The organism is Scytonema hankhaensis NUACC26, from assembly GCF_045865695.1.
Lineage (GTDB): Bacteria > Cyanobacteriota > Cyanobacteriia > Cyanobacteriales > Nostocaceae > Scytonema.
The window spans coordinates 1-15,888 of the sequence record NZ_BAACAP010000084.1 but is presented as its reverse complement, the minus strand read 5'-3'; the positions used below and the strand labels follow the sequence as shown (position 1 = coordinate 15,888).

Below are 15,888 nucleotides of genomic sequence, written 5' to 3'. Positions count from 1 at the left end.
GTTATCTTTAGTCGTTATACGAATAAACTTCAAGGATTTCGCTTGGTAGATGGTGAGTATCAAGCGATGAATTTGACAGATGGACGTTTGCTGATGCCAGAGCTGGGTTTAAGTTTGGGATTGTGGGAGGGGTCATTTCGAGAAATTCCGCGATTGTGGTTGCGATGGTGGACTTTGAATGGTGAATTAATCCTTGAACCCTCGGAAGAAGCAATTGCTGCCAAACAAGAAGCAGATGAAGCAAAAAGAAGAGCAGAAAAATTAGCAGAACGTTTGCGTCAATTGGGCATAGATTTAGATGAAGTGGAGTAAGAATTTGAGAGCGATTCGGCAGTATAGCCGTAATCGCTCTCTTATCGCTTCACTTAAAAATCAGAGAAATTTTTTTCTTTTCTAAAATTAAATCGCTATCAAACTGTGATTTTTAACCGATCGCTTTGTACCTGGGAGTCAGGTTCTAGCTTGTGAAACGGTAGCTGCGGCTCATCAAAGGTCGTCATATTAATCATCTGTGGTAATATATCAACGTTTGTGCTTAATATATCCAGGGATACCCACTTCGGTTGAACCTCTAATTGCTTTTTCTCAAGGAGTGGTAAGGTTTTACGCAAAACCTTAATTTCTTAACATAACTTTACAAACGCAGGTTGACGCATTGGTATTACAAAACTTCATACAAGGGTCGTCTGGGACAGACATCCCTCATTTAGGAAAAACTTATGGAATTTGCGTAAAACCTCGGTGCTTTATTGGAATGATATAGTGAGACCCTCATCCCACAAGTTGCCTCAGTATATAATTCATGGAGAAACACAATGCAAAATGCAGTTTTCTGCAATAGAACTTGCACAATTGAGCAATGACCCAAGATAAATTGTGCATCCAAACTAGCATAAATAGTAAATGAATAGCTTTGTCTATTTCTGTATTCTCTAAATTGAAGCAACAGTTAATGGCTTCAAAGACACAAAATTCTCAGATATCGATCGCCTACTTAACTAAATTTTATCAAGAAGTTGCTCGTGAAAGCAAAGGAATATTGTGACAATGGTTATAGTTATGAACCCCGGAACAACAGCAGAAGAAATTGAGCGAATCAACGCAGATATCCTTGACGGGGACATAATACCAGAAAAATCACAAGGTTCCACTAACTACCGTCTAACTAAATATCAGGGAAATACAATGACAAAGATTTTGGTTATCGATCCGGAGGAACGAACTCGCAATATATTTTTAAAATCCCTGAAGTCAGAAGGGTTCGATGCGATCGGTACAGAAAATGGTCTTGTCGGCGTTCAGAAGGCACAAGAGCACTTACCCGATTTGATAATCAGCGAGATTAGTCTGCCAGAACTGGATGGTTACGGCGTTCTGGCCATGCTACGCCAAAACCCTACCACAGCGATTATCCCCTTGATTTTTGTCACTGCCAAATCGGCTCGAACTGACATCCGCAAAGGCATGGAGCTTGGAGCTGATGACTATCTCACTAAGCCTTGTACGTTAGAGGAATTACTGGCTGCGATCGCTATTCAACTGGAAAAACAAGCCTTACTCTGGCAGAGGTTGGTAGCTCATGCTTATCAACGAGTTTCAGAGTCACCATCTACTCATACTGCTAACATTGCACCACAACAGCCTATTTTTCAGTCCGTCCCTCTACTGAGAAGAGTCTTTGACTTTATCGAAGTCAATTATCATCGAGCGATTACCCTCAATGATGTCGCACAGGCAGTTGGTTACTCTCCTGCTTACCTTACTGACTTAGTGCGACAGCATACCGGGCAAAGTCTTTATCAATGGATAATCCATCGGCGAATGGTGCAAGCATACTTTTTACTTTTAAATACTGACCAAACAGTGGATGAGATTGCGACTTGTTTAGGCTATCAAAATGTGGCTAGTTTCTGTCGTCAATTTCGTCAACATACAGGGAAAAGTCCTAATGCTTGGAGAAGCGAACGCCGCCCTTTTTTTAGATTAACACTAACAAGTTCCAAAGAATCGCTTATTGAATCGAAAGATTAGTTCTTGCAACACTATGTTAATACCTTATAAACTAGTAATGCTAAAATTTGAGCGGTTGCAGTCGGCGTTAACTTTATTGAAATTAAAGTAAAAAAATAGTTTTTTGGAGCTATTTAGTATTTCCTTCCTGACTCTCATCGAACTGGGCTTAGAGCATTCTTATAAAAAAGATTTATGCAAGATGTTTCTCAACATCTCCACATTAAGGAGCATTCAATATGGCAATTAACCCCCAGTCATTGCAACCAAGTATGTGGCTTTCTGTCCGAAAAAAACTTCAATCTCGCTGGCTGGTTGGTTTGATTTTATTTGGAGGATGTGCAAGCGGATTGGGTGTCTATCGTGCGATCGCACCGTCTCAAAAAGTACAAAGTCAAACACTGACAGTTCCGGTGGAGCAACGGAGTTTACCAATTACTCTTGCTGCTAACGGTACGGTTAAAGCGGAACGCACAATAAATCTGAGTCCGAAAAGTGCAGGATATCTCAAACAGTTGCTTGTCAAAGAAGGGGATCGCGTTCGTCAAGGGCAAATAGTGGCTTATATGGACGACTCGAATCTTCAAGGACAGTTCATTGAATCTCGCGCACAGGTGGCTCAACAAGAAGCGAATTTGAAGAAGCTGCTCGACGGTAATCGCTCGCAAGAAATTGCTCAAGCTGCTGCACAGTTAGCCGAAGCGCAAGCTAAATTACAACAATTAGAAGCAGGTAATCGAGCCGAAGATATTTCTCAAGCCCAAGCTCGGTTAAGTCAGGCGCAAGCCAAGCTGCGACAAGCGGAAGATGATTTACAGCGCAATCAAAAGCTCTTCAAGGAGGGAGCAATTTCACAACAAACTGTAAATCAGAAGCGAGCGGAACGCGATAGTACACAAGCGCAAGTTAAGGAAGCTCAAGCCGCTTTGAATCTTCAGCGACGAGGAGCACGCACTGAAGAAATTGCTCAGGCGCGATCGCAAGTTGAACAACGGCGACAGTCCTTGAATTTGTTAAAAGCTGGATCTCGTCCGGAGGATATTGATGCAGCACGAGCACAAGTTGAATCTGCACGAGGTAAACTACAAACAATTCAAACTCAAATCAATGACACGATTATTACTGCACCCTTCAATGGCATTGTTACGAAAAAGTATGCCGATCCCGGCTCGTTTGTCACACCCACCACAGCTGGAAGCCTTGTTGAAGGAGCCGCGTCCAACTCAATTTTCACATTAGCAGCAACAAATCAAATTGTGGCAAATTTAGATGAAGCAAAAATTCCACGCATTCAAGTCGGTCAAACAACGAACATCAAAGCTGATGCATATCCCGGTCGTATTTTTAAAGGAAAAGTCAGCCAAATTGCAGCACAAGCATCTACTGTTCAGAACGTAACTAGTTTCGAGGTCAAAATTTCCTTAGAAAAAACCGCTCAACTACTGCTGAAAGCAGGGATGAATGTAGAAGTCGAATTTCAAATTGGGCAACTCGAGCGGGCGATTGTGGTTCCGTCAGTTGCAATTGTAAAGGAGGAAAACGGAGCGGGTGTTTATGTGATGGCTCAAGACAAAAAGCCGATTTTTAAACCAATTGCAATTGGTTTAACTGTGGGCGATCGCACTGAGGTTAAGTCTGGGCTTACAGGGAATGAACGGGTTTTAATTAGCTTTCCACCCGGAATGCAGCCGAAATCGGAATTTCAAGGACCGTTTGGCAATCCAACCAGTAAAAATAGCAGTTCTCAGCCAACGTCTGGGACATAGATTAAATGATTAAGGAACCGCAGCCTGTAGCAGACGAACGCAGATAAATTTGTTTTTAGAAAGTCAAAGATTAAGCGCATGAAAAGGTTTACTGGGAGATTAACACAGCAGATATCGTTGAGTGAAACTTTGGGTATTGCAACTGAGGCGTTGTGGAGCAATAAGCTTCGCACTGGATTGACGATGCTTGGTGTTATTATTGGAATCACATCTGTGATTTCGATTACTTCTATCGGACAAGGTATTCAAAAAAGTGTTGAGCAGCAGATTCAGGGATTGGGAACGGATGTGCTTCAAGTATCTGCAGGTGCTGCTAAAAGTGACAATATCGTGCAGAGTGCAGGAACTTTGAGCACTTTAACTTGGGAAGATGCAAAAGCCATTGCTAAAGAAGCACCGTCTGCCAAACTTGTTTCAGCAACTTTGCAACAACCCGCACAGGTAGTTTATGCCGGAACGAATACAAATACAACTGTTTACGGTACTGACTTAAACTATCCCGATGCTCGCAATACCCATCCACAGATAGGGCGCTATTTCAATCAAGAAGAACTTGATGGATCTGCCCAAGTTGTAATTCTCGGTTCAACGGTACAAAGAACTTTGTTTGGAAATAACTCTGGATTGAATGAGAAGATTCGTGTTAAAGGTGAAATTTATCGTGTTATTGGCATTATGGAAGTTAAAGGTAACCAGGGACCTGTCGATCGCGATGATGCAATTTACATTCCCCTGACAACAATGTCTGCTCGTATTGTTGGTAATAATGCTTTAACTGGTATTTCTGTCAATACAATTTATGTCAAAGGAGAAAATCAAGATGCTCTTGTTGCTGCTCAATTTCAAGTAGGAAATTTGTTAAGGTTACGACATAATATTCATAGCCCTAAAGATGATGATTTTCGCATCAGCAATCAGGCTGATATTGTCAGCACATTTACGGCTGTTGTTGGACTACTCACGCTCATGGTTGTTGCGATCGCAAGTATTTCTCTGCTCGTGGGTGGCATTGGCATTGCAAACATTATGTTAGTGTCTGTTGTAGAACGCACTCGCGAAATTGGGATTCGTAAAGCTTTGGGTGCGACTCATTCCGCAATTTTGACGCAGTTTCTAGTTGAAGCGATCGCAATTTCCACAATAGGAGGTGGTATGGGTGCGGGCTTGGGAATTCTTATTGCTTGCGTTAGTTCTCTAATTTTCAAATTCCCGCTAGTTATTTCAGTTTTATCAATTGTCGTTGGGTTCGGTCTATCTATGGGAGTTGGGTTAGCTGCAGGTGTCATTCCCGCACGAAATGCTGCTCAACTCGATCCGATTGTGGCTCTTCGCAGCGAATGATCCGATGCGTGGATTTTAGATGCGTGGATTTTAGATTGAGAAATTTATCTATTTTAGATTTTGGATTGAGAAATTCATATTTAGACTTAAGTGAGTAAGCAGAAATAAGAAACTCTTACCAATGACAAATGACAAACAACAAATGACAACAATAATTTGGATGGAAGGAATTACGAAAACCTATCAATTGGGAGAAATTACCGTTCCAGTTCTGAGAGGAATTGATTTGGCTGTTGAAGAAGGCGAATTTGTTGCCATTATGGGCGCATCAGGTTCGGGAAAATCGACGTTAATGAATATTTTAGGTTGTCTCGATCGCGTCACAAGCGGACATTATGTTTTTGAAGGTAATAACTTAACGACGTTTAATGACGATCGGCTTGCTTATATCCGCAATCAGCGTATTGGATTTGTGTTTCAGCAATTTAATTTACTTCCACGCGCTACCGCACTAGAAAATGTTATGTTACCGATGGTGTATGCTAATGTTCCAAAATCTGTTCGTCAAGAGCGTGCAAAAGAAGCGCTGAGAAGGGTTGGCTTAAGCGAACGACTTCATAACCTTCCAAATCAGTTATCTGGAGGACAGCAGCAGCGAGTTGCGATCGCACGAGCACTTGTAAATCGTCCGGCGTTGGTATTAGCTGATGAACCGACTGGTTCGTTGGATACTCAAACCTCTCAAGATGTGATGAATGTCCTGACCGAACTTAACGAGCAAGGTATTGCGATCGTATTAGTTACGCACGCTCCAGATATAGCTGCTCAAACGAAACGAGTCATTCGAGTTCAAGATGGATATGTTGTGACTCCAACGACAGGACAAAAATTTAGATGATAAACACCTTCATAAAAACAAGCTAGAGATACAACAATTTCGCTCAAATCTACTGTTTTTAACAATGCAAAGAAGTTCTAAAAAATTGCTCGTACATCGAAAAAATAGTTCTTGTAAACCTTCTAAACGCCTGATAAATTTGTTATATAGCAACCCTAAATCATGTATCCGCTCTCTTCTCTCTTTTCTTCATACTCTTTGCGTCTTTGCGGTTAATAATTTTTACATATCAAATAGGACTGCTATATCTAAAGTTGAATAATGTAATCGCTAAATCAAATCAAAAAAAAGAACTTCCTCCGATTACATTACTTAACTTCGTCATCCTAAATGCTCAATTTTGTTAGCAAATCTCCTTTCCTGTCGGAAGATTACCTAATTAAAAAACCACAGAGACGAGGACACAGAGGAAAGAGAACAAGAAGATTGGTAATTTTCTAGAAGGAAAAGAGTCATTTGCTCGAATTTATCAAACCATATCTGTTCGCACAACAATAAATTAAGTAAGAACTTAAGAGTGAAATATGCAATCCAACAAACACTTTGACACAATTATTCTCGGTTCGGGGCTTGGAGGATCGACTTTAGCTAGTATCCTTGCAAAGCATGGTTTTAGTGTTCTGCTCATCGAAAAAGGTTCTCATCCACGCTTCACAATTGGTGAAGCCATGTTACCCGAAAGTGCAATGTGGATGTGGATTGTAGCAGAACGTTACGGTATACCAGAACTCAAGAATTTGACTGATGTAAAAGCAATGCGCCAACACGTTTCATCAGGCTGCGGTGTGAAGCGCTTACTTGGGTTTGTTTATCATGATGAAGGCGAGAAACAAAACCCAGATCGGACACACCAGCTGATCTCACCAGATTTTCCTTTGACATCTGAGAGTCATCTTTTCCGCCCAGATGTTGACCATTATATGGTGAAAGTCGCTCAAAGTTACGGCGCTGTTTATCGTGAATTAACAGACGTTCGGGAAATTAATTTTCATGAAGATTACGTACAGGTAAGAACAAAAGATGGCGAAGAGTATACTTGTCGTTTCTTAGCAGATGGTTCGGGCTTCCGTTCGCTAGTCGCAGAGAAATTTAATTTGCGAGAAAAACCAACCCGTTTAAGAACCAATACTCGCGGTATTTTTACTCATGTAGCTAATTTACCTGCATACGATGACTGTGTACCTAAAGAAGATTTACCAGGACTGAGTTGTAAATGGCATGAAGGTACATTGCACCATGTCTTTGATGGAGGTTGGATATGGGTGATTCCTTTTGATAACCACAGTCTTTCCGAAAGCCCTCTTTGTAGCGTTGGGATGATGCTCAATGGTTACAAGTACCCTAACAAAGGTTTAGATCCCGAACAAGAATTTTACAGTATTGTTGAGCGTTTCCCCAGCATCGCCAATCATCTCAAAGACCTCAAACCAGTCCGTAAATGGGTAAGTACCGATCGCATTCAATATTCATCCACAAAATCTGTAGGACATCGTTTTGCGTTGTTGAGCCATTCTCAAGGTTTTATCGATCCTCTCTACTCCAGAGGCTTTGTTAGCACCTTTGAAAACGTTCATGCTTTAGCAAGTCGATTGATAGAAGCATTAAAAGATGATGACTTCTCCGTTGAACGCTTTGCCTATGTAGACAGACTGCAAACAGCAAAACTGAATCACAACGACCAGTTAGTATACAATACTTTTCGCTCAATGTCAGACTTTTCGCTATGGAATGCGATGACTCAACTTTGGCTAGCTTATCTCATTCTCAGTGATATCTGCTTATTCCGTAGTTGTCTGAAATGTTTATCGGGCGATCGCTCATCAGCCTTTATCGATCTGGATAAAGAAGAACCTTATTTTATGGCACAAGCTCCTTTTACACAAGTTTTCCAAGCTGTTATGGACGGTTATGACGCTTTGCTAGATGAGGTTGATGCAGGAAAAATGACTGCAGAAAAAGCGGCTAATCATATGCTTTCGCTCTTGAAGCAGTCCGATATGCTCCCACAATCGCTTTATCCTTGGGGAGACCCCGCAGCACGACATCTAGATTTAGCTGCAAATCCGCAGTTAGCTGAACCATTGCTCTTTTCAGAACTAGATGATGCATCATTAACAGTGCTGCAAAAATTATTGAACGTTCAAAAACCTCAACTTGCACAAGTCAAGTAGTTTTTAGTGGTTCTGCAGTTCAAAATTAAAGAAAGTTAGGGTACACAGACGTTAGACTTACCCCCCTTAATCCCCACGCATGAAAGGGGGGAAACTGAAAATCGCTTAATTCCTCCTTAAAAAGGCTACGGTGTACATACAAGTAGATTTACCCCCTTAATCCCCCCTTGGAAAAGGAAACTGACAATCAAGTTCCCTCCCCTTGTAAAGGGGAGGGCTAGGGTGGGGTAAAACTAAAGCTAAAACCTCGATTTAATTACAGCAGGAGATAAAAATATGCAGATCGAATTGCACTCTTCTATTCAACAAAAAAAGATTCCCAGACCACCTGCATTACCCATCACCGGGAGTATGCCTTTTATAGGCAAGAATATGCATCTGGCATTTACCAAACTAGCAAAAGAATATGGTAATGTTTTCCAGGTACGTATGTTTTTTCAAAATGTAATTGTACTTAATGGACTTGAAACTATCAGACAAGCTTTGTTAAAGCAACAAGAAAATTTTGCTGGTAGACCGCAAGTTTATATTATAGAGAATGCAATTCGTGGTAAATCTATTGGAGGTGCAGATTATGGTGTACTCTTCAAAAGACACCGTGAGATTGCTATTAGCGCTCTACATACGATTTTGGAAAACAACACAGCCGAACAGGAAATTATAGAAGAAGCCAATGAACTAGCAAATATCTTTCTAAGCTACGGAAGTCAACCTTTCGAGCCAGAAGTTGATATAGGTCTATCTGTGACAAACTATATGTCCAGAATGTTGTTTAAAGAAAAATTTAGTCGTGATAATGAGGATCTAATTATCTTTGTTAAAAATGCCCAGTCCTTTACAAATAATAATATAAGTGCCATCTTTTTTATCTCAGTCATGAGCCTTCCTTTGTTTAAAAAAGTCAACAATCTCCAGAAGCTTTTTAAACAAAAATTAGGAAAATGGCAAGAAGCTACTAATCTGGCAGAAAGTTTGTTTCTGAAAAAATTACACGAGCATCAAGCATCTTATAACCCTAATAATTTACGAGGTATAGCAGATGCTTTGATGAAAGCCGCTAGTGAGATAGACGAGTCAGAGAAACAAACCCTAGACCTTACTAAAGAACGGATTGTCGAAGCAACCGTACAGGAAATGATGGGAACAGGAACACAACCTGTTGCTCCTATTTTAAGGTGGGCTATCCTTTATGCGATCGCCTATCCAGATATTCAAGACAAAATTCATCAAGAATTAGACACAGTTATAGGTAGAGAGCAGCCCGTGCGCTATGAAAAACGGACAAAATTACCATTTACGCAAGCTTGCATCCATGAAATTTTGCGACACGCTCCTGCTTTTCCAATGAGCATTCCTCACGCTGCGACTGCTGATACAACGATCGACGGTTACTTCATTCCAAAAAACACTCCTGTGTCTATCAATCTGTATAGTTTAACCCGTGACGATCGCTATTGGGAGGAACCTGAAAAATTCAACCCGTATCGATTCCTGACTGAAAGTGGAGAAATTAGAGAAGATCTCTTAGATAAGTACTACCCATTTGGTCTTGGAAAACGTCGATGTCTTGGAGAGTTCCTAGGGCGTCTTGCAATCTTCTCGCTTCTGACCAATCTGATGCATAAGTGTAAATTTGAAAGGGTTGCTGACGAGAAGTTGAGTTTTGAAGGTATGCCAGGAGCCGTTGTTACGCCAATGCCTTATAAAGTTATAGTCAAGCCCCGGTTCTAGATTTGTGTTTTCTAGGGAAAGTAAAGGTTTGATTTTGTTCAACTTTAGTCTATATCATCTAAGAGGTAATAACATGCAAATAGAATTGCAATCTTCCATACCGTTAAAAAAGATTCCGGAGCCACCCGTATTACCTATTATTGGAAGTTTCCCCTTCATTGATAAAAACCAACATCAATATATATCATTCACCAATCTAGCGAAAAAATATGGTAATGTCTTCCAAATACGAGTTTTTTCCCGAAAAATTATTGTACTCAATGGGCTAGAGACTATTAGACAAGCTTTAATCAAGCAGTCAGAAGATTTTGCTGGTAGACCAAAGTTAAGCATTACTAAAAAGGTCGTTAGAGGGAGGAATATTGGTGGCAGAGATTACGGTATGACATGGAAAAGGCATCGTGAAATTACCGTTAATGCTTTGCATATGTTCCTCGAACGCAAAACAACATCTATTGAACAACAAATTAGAGAGGATGCTGTAGAGTTAGCAAATATCTTTCTGAGCTACGGAGGTCAAGCTTTTGAACCAGATATGGACATAGGTCTATCTATTACAAACATTATGTCCAGAATCTTGTTTGGTGAAAAATACAGTCGTGACAATCAAGACCTTGCAGCCCTTGTCAAATTCACTCAATTAGCTAGCCGCAATGGCATAGGGTCTTTAAGATTTGATTTTCTGCCAAAACCTCCAAATATTTTCCAAAAATTTCAGAAATCGATAGATGGCGTTTTGGAGAATTTAGTACTGAGTAAGTTAGAGAAATATCGTGATTCATACAACCCCACAAATTTAAGAGGAATGGCAGATGCTTTATTAAAAGCTGCTAGTGAGATCGGTGAGTCAGATAAACAAACTTGGGGTCTTACCGAAGACCTGATTGTGACAGGAACATTACAAGAAATGATGGGATCGGGAACGCAACCCGTTTCTCCGATACTCAGCTGGGCTATTCTTTATGCGATCGCGTACCCAGAAGTTCAAGCTGAGGTTCAGCAAGAATTAGATGCAGTCATTGGTAGAGAACAACAAGTTCGTTTTGAAGACAGCACAAAATTGCCATTTACACAAGCTTGCATCTATGAAATTATGCGACACGCTCCTTATTTTCCCACTGCTCTCCCACACGCTACAACAACAGACACCACCATCAATGGTTACTTTATTCCCAAAAAAACACCTGTCTACATCAATCTATATAGCTTGACCCGCGACGAGCGTTATTGGGAAGAACCAGAAAAATTCAACCCGCATCGATTTCTGACCGACAACAGACAAATTAGAGAAGACCTCTTAGATAAATACTACCCATTCGGTCTCGGAAAACGCAGATGCTTTGGAGAATACTTAGGTCGTCTTGAAGTATTCCTATTCTTCACCAATTTGATGCATCAATGCAAATTTGAAAAAGTTCCTGGAGAAGAGTTGAGCTTTGAATGTCAAACAGGAGCCGTAACAATGCCCAAGAAAAACTACAAAGTTATAGTCAAGCCAAGGTTCTAGAAATTCATCTGCGTTCGTCTGCTACAGGGTGCGGTTAATTCCTTCTGTAGTAAAAAACTTTGATTGAAAACATAAAATCAAATAGGAGATAATATGCTGCAATTAGAATTACAGTCTTCCAAAAAATCTAAAAAAATCCCAGGACCACCTATCTTACCTGTTATCGGAAGTTTACCCTTCATAGACAAACACCAGTATCTCTCATTTACTGATCTAGCAAAAAAATATGGTGATGTCTTTCAAGTACGCATCTTTTTCCAACCCATAGTTATCCTCAATGGACTTGAAACCATTAGACAAGCTTTACTAAAACAGCAAGAAGATTTCGCGGGTAGACCGCACTTTTTTACCTTACTGACTGCAATTAAAGGTAGGACTATTGGAGGTAGAGATTACAGTTTGCTGTGGAAAAGACATCGTGAAATTGTTGGTAACGCTCTGCATATGTTCGTTAACAACAAAAAAGCAGTTATTGAACAGCAAATCATAGAAGACTCCGTTGAACTAGCAAATATCTTGTTGTCCTATCAAGGTAAAGCTTTCGATCCAGAATTAGACATCGGTCTGTCTGTAGCAAATGTTATGTCAAAAATCTTATTCGGAGAAAAATACAGCCGTAACGATGATGATTTTATTACCTTTGTAAAATGCGCTCACTATTTTAGTGATAATTCTGCAGGAAACCTCATCGCTGATTTCTTACCGCAAGCCCGCATATTTCCCGAACAAGGATTACAAAAACGTCAATACGTTCTTGATGCTTTGGAAAGGGTAGTTCTCCAGAAATTAAATGACCAACGAACCTCTTACAACCCCGAAAATATGAGAGGAGTCATAGATGCTTTAATAAAAGCTGCAACAGAGGTAGACGAGTCAGAAAAACAAAACCTGGGTCTCACCGAAGATCTGATTGTGGAAGGAACACCACAGGAAATGATGGGAACCGGACTACAACCTAGTGCTCCGCTCATACGCTGGGCGATCCTTTACATGGTTGCACATCCTGAAATTCAAGCTAAAGTTCAGCAAGAACTAGACTCAGTTATAGGTAGAGAGCGATCGGTTCGCTTTGAAGATCGCGCAAAATTACCATTTACAGAAGCTTGTATCCATGAACTTTTGCGCCATCCACCCCATTTTCCCTTTGGTCTCCCGCATGCTACAACCCGTGACACCACGATCGATAATTACTTTATTCCAAAAAACACTCCTGTCATCGTTAATCTCTATGGCTTAACCCGCGACGATCGCTATTGGGAAGAACCCGACCAATTCAACCCGTATAGATTTCTGACCGAAAGCGGAGAAATCAAGGAAGATCTCCTAGATAAGTACTATCCCTTCGGTCTTGGAAAACGCAGATGTATTGGAGATTACTTAGGACGTCTTGAAATCTTCTTATTCTTCGCCAACCTGATGCAGAAATGCAAATTTGAAAGGGTTGCGGGAGAGAAGTTGAATTTCAAAGGTACGCCGGGAGCTCACGTACTACCAGAGAGCTACAAAGTTATAGTTCAACCTCGATTTTAGACTTGAGTGAGTTGAGTGTGAATCAGCAGAAATTGAAATTTAGAACAAAGCAAACAATAATTAGAGGTAAATATGACCCTTCATCCCCCAGAACCATTTCGGATTAAGATGGTTGAACCCATCAAACTACTCGATCGCGATGCTCGTGAAGCAGTGATACGTCAAGCTAACTATAACCTGTTCGGTTTGCGCTCGGAAGAGATTTTCATTGATTTGTTTACAGACTCTGGTACTAGTGCGATGAGCCAGACACAGTGGGCGGCTATGCTGGAAGGAGATGAAGCTTATGCTGGCGCTCGCTCATATTTCCGGCTAGCAGAAGTTATACAAGACATTTTCGGCTTTTCATATTTCTTACCCACCCACCAGGGTCGAGCAGCAGAAAACATTTTAAGCGCCTGTCTGGTCAAACCGGGTCAGTATATTCCTTCTAACACCCACTTTGATACTGGTTATGCTAACATTAGCGCTCGCGGAGGTCACCCTGTCAATCTTGTCATTGATGAAGCTCACAATCCTACTTTGTACCACCCTTTCAAAGGGAATATGGACATTCAAAAGTTGCGAGACTTTATTAAACAGATAGGACCAGATCGAATTCCCTTTGGCATGATTACCGTGACCAACAATGCAGGAGGCGGTCAACCAGTTTCTATGGAAAATCTCCGAGCAGTTTCTAAAACATACAAAGAATTCGGGATTCCATTTTTCATAGATGCTTGTCGGTTTGCAGAAAATGCGTACTTCATTAAACTGAGAGAACCCGGTTATGTGGATAAAACCCCTTTAGAAATTAGCCGTGAAATGTTTGCTTTAGCCGATGGTATCACCATGAGTGCCAAAAAAGATGGCATTGTGAACATTGGTGGCTTCATAGCTATGAACGATAAAGAGCTTTTTGAGCAAGCACGCAATGAATTAATTCTCCGCGAGGGATTTCCTACATATGGAGGATTAGCAGGTCGAGATTTAGATGCAATGGCTGTTGGCTTGCGTGAAGTTCTTCAGGAAGACTATCTCGCCTATCGTATAGGACAAACGGCATATCTAGCACAGCGTCTGCGGGAATTAAAAATTCCAATTATTGAGCCACCAGGAGGGCATGCAGTTTATGTGGACGCTGGACTGTTATTACCGCATATCCCTCAAGAACAGTTTCCCGCTCATGCTCTGACAGTAGAACTTTATTTAGAGGGTGGAATACGCACAGTAGAAATAGGCTCACTAGGTTTTGCTCATCCCGATCCACAAACAGGTCGAATGGTATATCCCAAGTTAGAGTTAGTTCGTTTAGCACTTCCAAGACGGGTATACACCCAAACTCATTTAGACTATGTAGCTGAAATATTTAGTAAAACTGTGGTGCGACGCGATCGCATACCTGGATATCGGCTGATTTATGCACCTAAGCTGATGCGCCAATTCACTGCTCAGCTTGAGCCAATGAGAGTAGATACTCCGAAGTCAGAACCATCTTTAGAACTTTCAGTACTCCAAGTTTAGCCAATAAAGTTCTTGTGGTGCGGGCAATCCTGCCCGCCACTAATACAAGACGGGCGGGGACGCCCATGCCACAAGATTTGGTCACTAGTCACTGGTTACTGTTCACTGATTTGAAGAGGGTAAAAATGGACAATATTATTATCGTTGGAGCTGGACTTGTAGGTTCTTTGCTATCTGTGTACTTAGCACGTGCTGGCTTTAAAGTCAAGGTATATGAGCGAAATTCAGATCCGCGTCAGATTAACCTGCCATCGGGTCGTTCTATAAATATAACCCTATCTGAACGAGGTTTCCGCTCACTCAATGCTGTAGGTGCGGGTGACATAGTGCGCGAGTTATGCATTCCCGTTTATGGTAGAATTATGCATGCCCAAGATGGCGAACTAACTTATCAACCTTACGGTAACAATAAAGAAGCTATCTATTCCATTGGACGTGAGGACTTGAGTAAGGCGCTTCTTAGTTTTGCAGAGCAGCATGAAAATATTGAATTTTATTTCAATCAAAAATGTATCGACATTGATTTGCCCACAGCCAGCCTGAAATTGCAAAACCTAAAAACAGAGGAAATCACTCAAGTGCAAGCAGATAGAATTTTTGCTTGTGACGGAGTGCATTCTCCTATACGACACAAGATGCAGCGATTGAAACGCTTCAATTATTTCCAGGAATATCTCGAGCGGGGATACAAGGAGATTATCATCCCTGCAGGTAATGATGGCTGTTGGTCACTAGATAAAAACGCCATACATATTTGGCCACGGGATAATTTTATGCTCATCGGTTTTCCCAATCTAGACAAAAGTTTTACTCTATCATTGCACCTGCCCTATGAAGGGGAAATTTCCCATAATTCTACTGCATCACCAGACGCCCTGCAAAATCTTTTTGAAACTTATTTCCCTGATATATGGTCGCTCGTGTATCCTAACCTTGGAGATTATTCCAACAAACCAGTGGAAGCAATGATGACTATTAAATGTTTTCCCTGGAGTTATCAGGATAAGGTGTTACTTATTGGCGATTCTTGTCACGCTATTGTTCCTTCATACGGTCAAGGTGCGAATGCAGGCTTTGAAGATTGTCAGTTATTGACTAAATGTATCGAACAGCATCCAGCTGATTGGCAAACAGCTTTTAGACAATATGAGACGCTGCGTAAACCAGATATGGATGCGATCGCAGATCTCTGCCTAGAACACTTTACGGTACTTACAAAAATGGTAGGCGATCGCGAGTTTCTGGAGCGAACAAAACTAGAAAGACAATTACAGAAAATGAATCCTGAATTTGCATCACTTTACTACAATATTTCTTTCACGTGTATGTCCTATTCAGAAGCTCTAAAGATTGAGCGATCGCACCAACAGATGATAAGTCAGATGACAGAAAATCATGCGAAAAGAGAAGTCTCAATACTTGTCGGTTAAGCAAAAATCCGAAAACACGTAGGTTGGGGAGCCACAAAAAGTGCGGGGGTTTCCCCCGTTG

Annotated in this window: 11 protein-coding genes and 1 pseudogene; 11 read left to right on the top strand and 1 reads right to left on the bottom strand. The window is 41.0% G+C overall.

Annotated elements, in window-relative coordinates; translation table 11 throughout:
* Positions 1–312 (top strand): annotated as a pseudogene (locus ACKTT2_RS03010) (Uma2 family endonuclease); the annotation flags it as partial.
* 98 nt (positions 313–410) lie between these two features.
* Here the strand turns inward: ACKTT2_RS03010 and ACKTT2_RS03005 are convergent.
* The gene (locus ACKTT2_RS03005; protein WP_407883828.1) at positions 411–611 is read right to left on the bottom strand and encodes a hypothetical protein; all 201 of its coding nucleotides are present in this window, start codon (positions 609–611) and stop codon (positions 411–413) included.
* Positions 612–1,047: 436 nt separating this feature from the next.
* Between ACKTT2_RS03005 and ACKTT2_RS03000 the strand changes: the two genes are divergently transcribed.
* The 10 genes from ACKTT2_RS03000 to ACKTT2_RS02955 all read left to right on the top strand — a co-directional run bounded on the left by ACKTT2_RS03000 (position 1,048) and on the right by ACKTT2_RS02955 (position 15,827).
* The gene (locus ACKTT2_RS03000) at positions 1,048–2,031 is read left to right on the top strand and encodes a response regulator transcription factor (protein ID WP_407883830.1); all 984 of its coding nucleotides are present in this window, start codon (positions 1,048–1,050) and stop codon (positions 2,029–2,031) included.
* 218 nt (positions 2,032–2,249) lie between these two features.
* Positions 2,250–3,776 (top strand): efflux RND transporter periplasmic adaptor subunit, encoded by a 1,527-nt coding sequence (locus ACKTT2_RS02995; protein WP_407883826.1) that lies wholly within the window; start codon positions 2,250–2,252, stop codon positions 3,774–3,776.
* Between the two features lie 78 nt (positions 3,777–3,854).
* Positions 3,855–5,117 carry an ABC transporter permease gene (locus ACKTT2_RS02990; protein WP_407883824.1) on the top strand — a complete coding sequence of 421 codons (1,263 nt, stop codon included), beginning with the start codon at positions 3,855–3,857 and terminating at the stop codon, positions 5,115–5,117.
* Positions 5,118–5,259: 142 nt separating this feature from the next.
* Complete coding sequence (locus tag ACKTT2_RS02985) at positions 5,260–5,955, top strand: ABC transporter ATP-binding protein (RefSeq protein ID WP_407883822.1); 696 nt, start codon at positions 5,260–5,262, stop codon at positions 5,953–5,955.
* Between the two features lie 524 nt (positions 5,956–6,479).
* The gene (locus ACKTT2_RS02980; protein ID WP_407883820.1) at positions 6,480–8,126 is read left to right on the top strand and encodes an NAD(P)/FAD-dependent oxidoreductase; all 1,647 of its coding nucleotides are present in this window, start codon (positions 6,480–6,482) and stop codon (positions 8,124–8,126) included.
* A gap of 276 nt (positions 8,127–8,402) precedes the next feature.
* The gene (locus ACKTT2_RS02975; RefSeq protein WP_407883818.1) at positions 8,403–9,857 is read left to right on the top strand and encodes a cytochrome P450; all 1,455 of its coding nucleotides are present in this window, start codon (positions 8,403–8,405) and stop codon (positions 9,855–9,857) included.
* A gap of 73 nt (positions 9,858–9,930) precedes the next feature.
* Positions 9,931–11,364: a cytochrome P450 gene (locus tag ACKTT2_RS02970; RefSeq protein ID WP_407883815.1), complete on the top strand. Its 1,434-nt coding sequence runs from the start codon at positions 9,931–9,933 to the stop codon at positions 11,362–11,364.
* Between the two features lie 93 nt (positions 11,365–11,457).
* Positions 11,458–12,894, top strand: a complete 1,437-nt coding sequence (locus ACKTT2_RS02965; RefSeq protein WP_407883813.1) for a cytochrome P450 — start codon at positions 11,458–11,460, stop codon at positions 12,892–12,894.
* Between the two features lie 72 nt (positions 12,895–12,966).
* Positions 12,967–14,397, top strand: a complete 1,431-nt coding sequence (locus tag ACKTT2_RS02960) for a tryptophanase (protein ID WP_407883811.1) — start codon at positions 12,967–12,969, stop codon at positions 14,395–14,397.
* A 125-nt stretch (positions 14,398–14,522) separates the two neighbouring features.
* A complete protein-coding gene (locus ACKTT2_RS02955; RefSeq protein ID WP_407883809.1) occupies positions 14,523–15,827 on the top strand; it encodes an FAD-dependent oxidoreductase in 1,305 nt (434 codons plus the stop codon).
* The last annotated feature ends 61 nt before the right edge of the window (positions 15,828–15,888 follow it).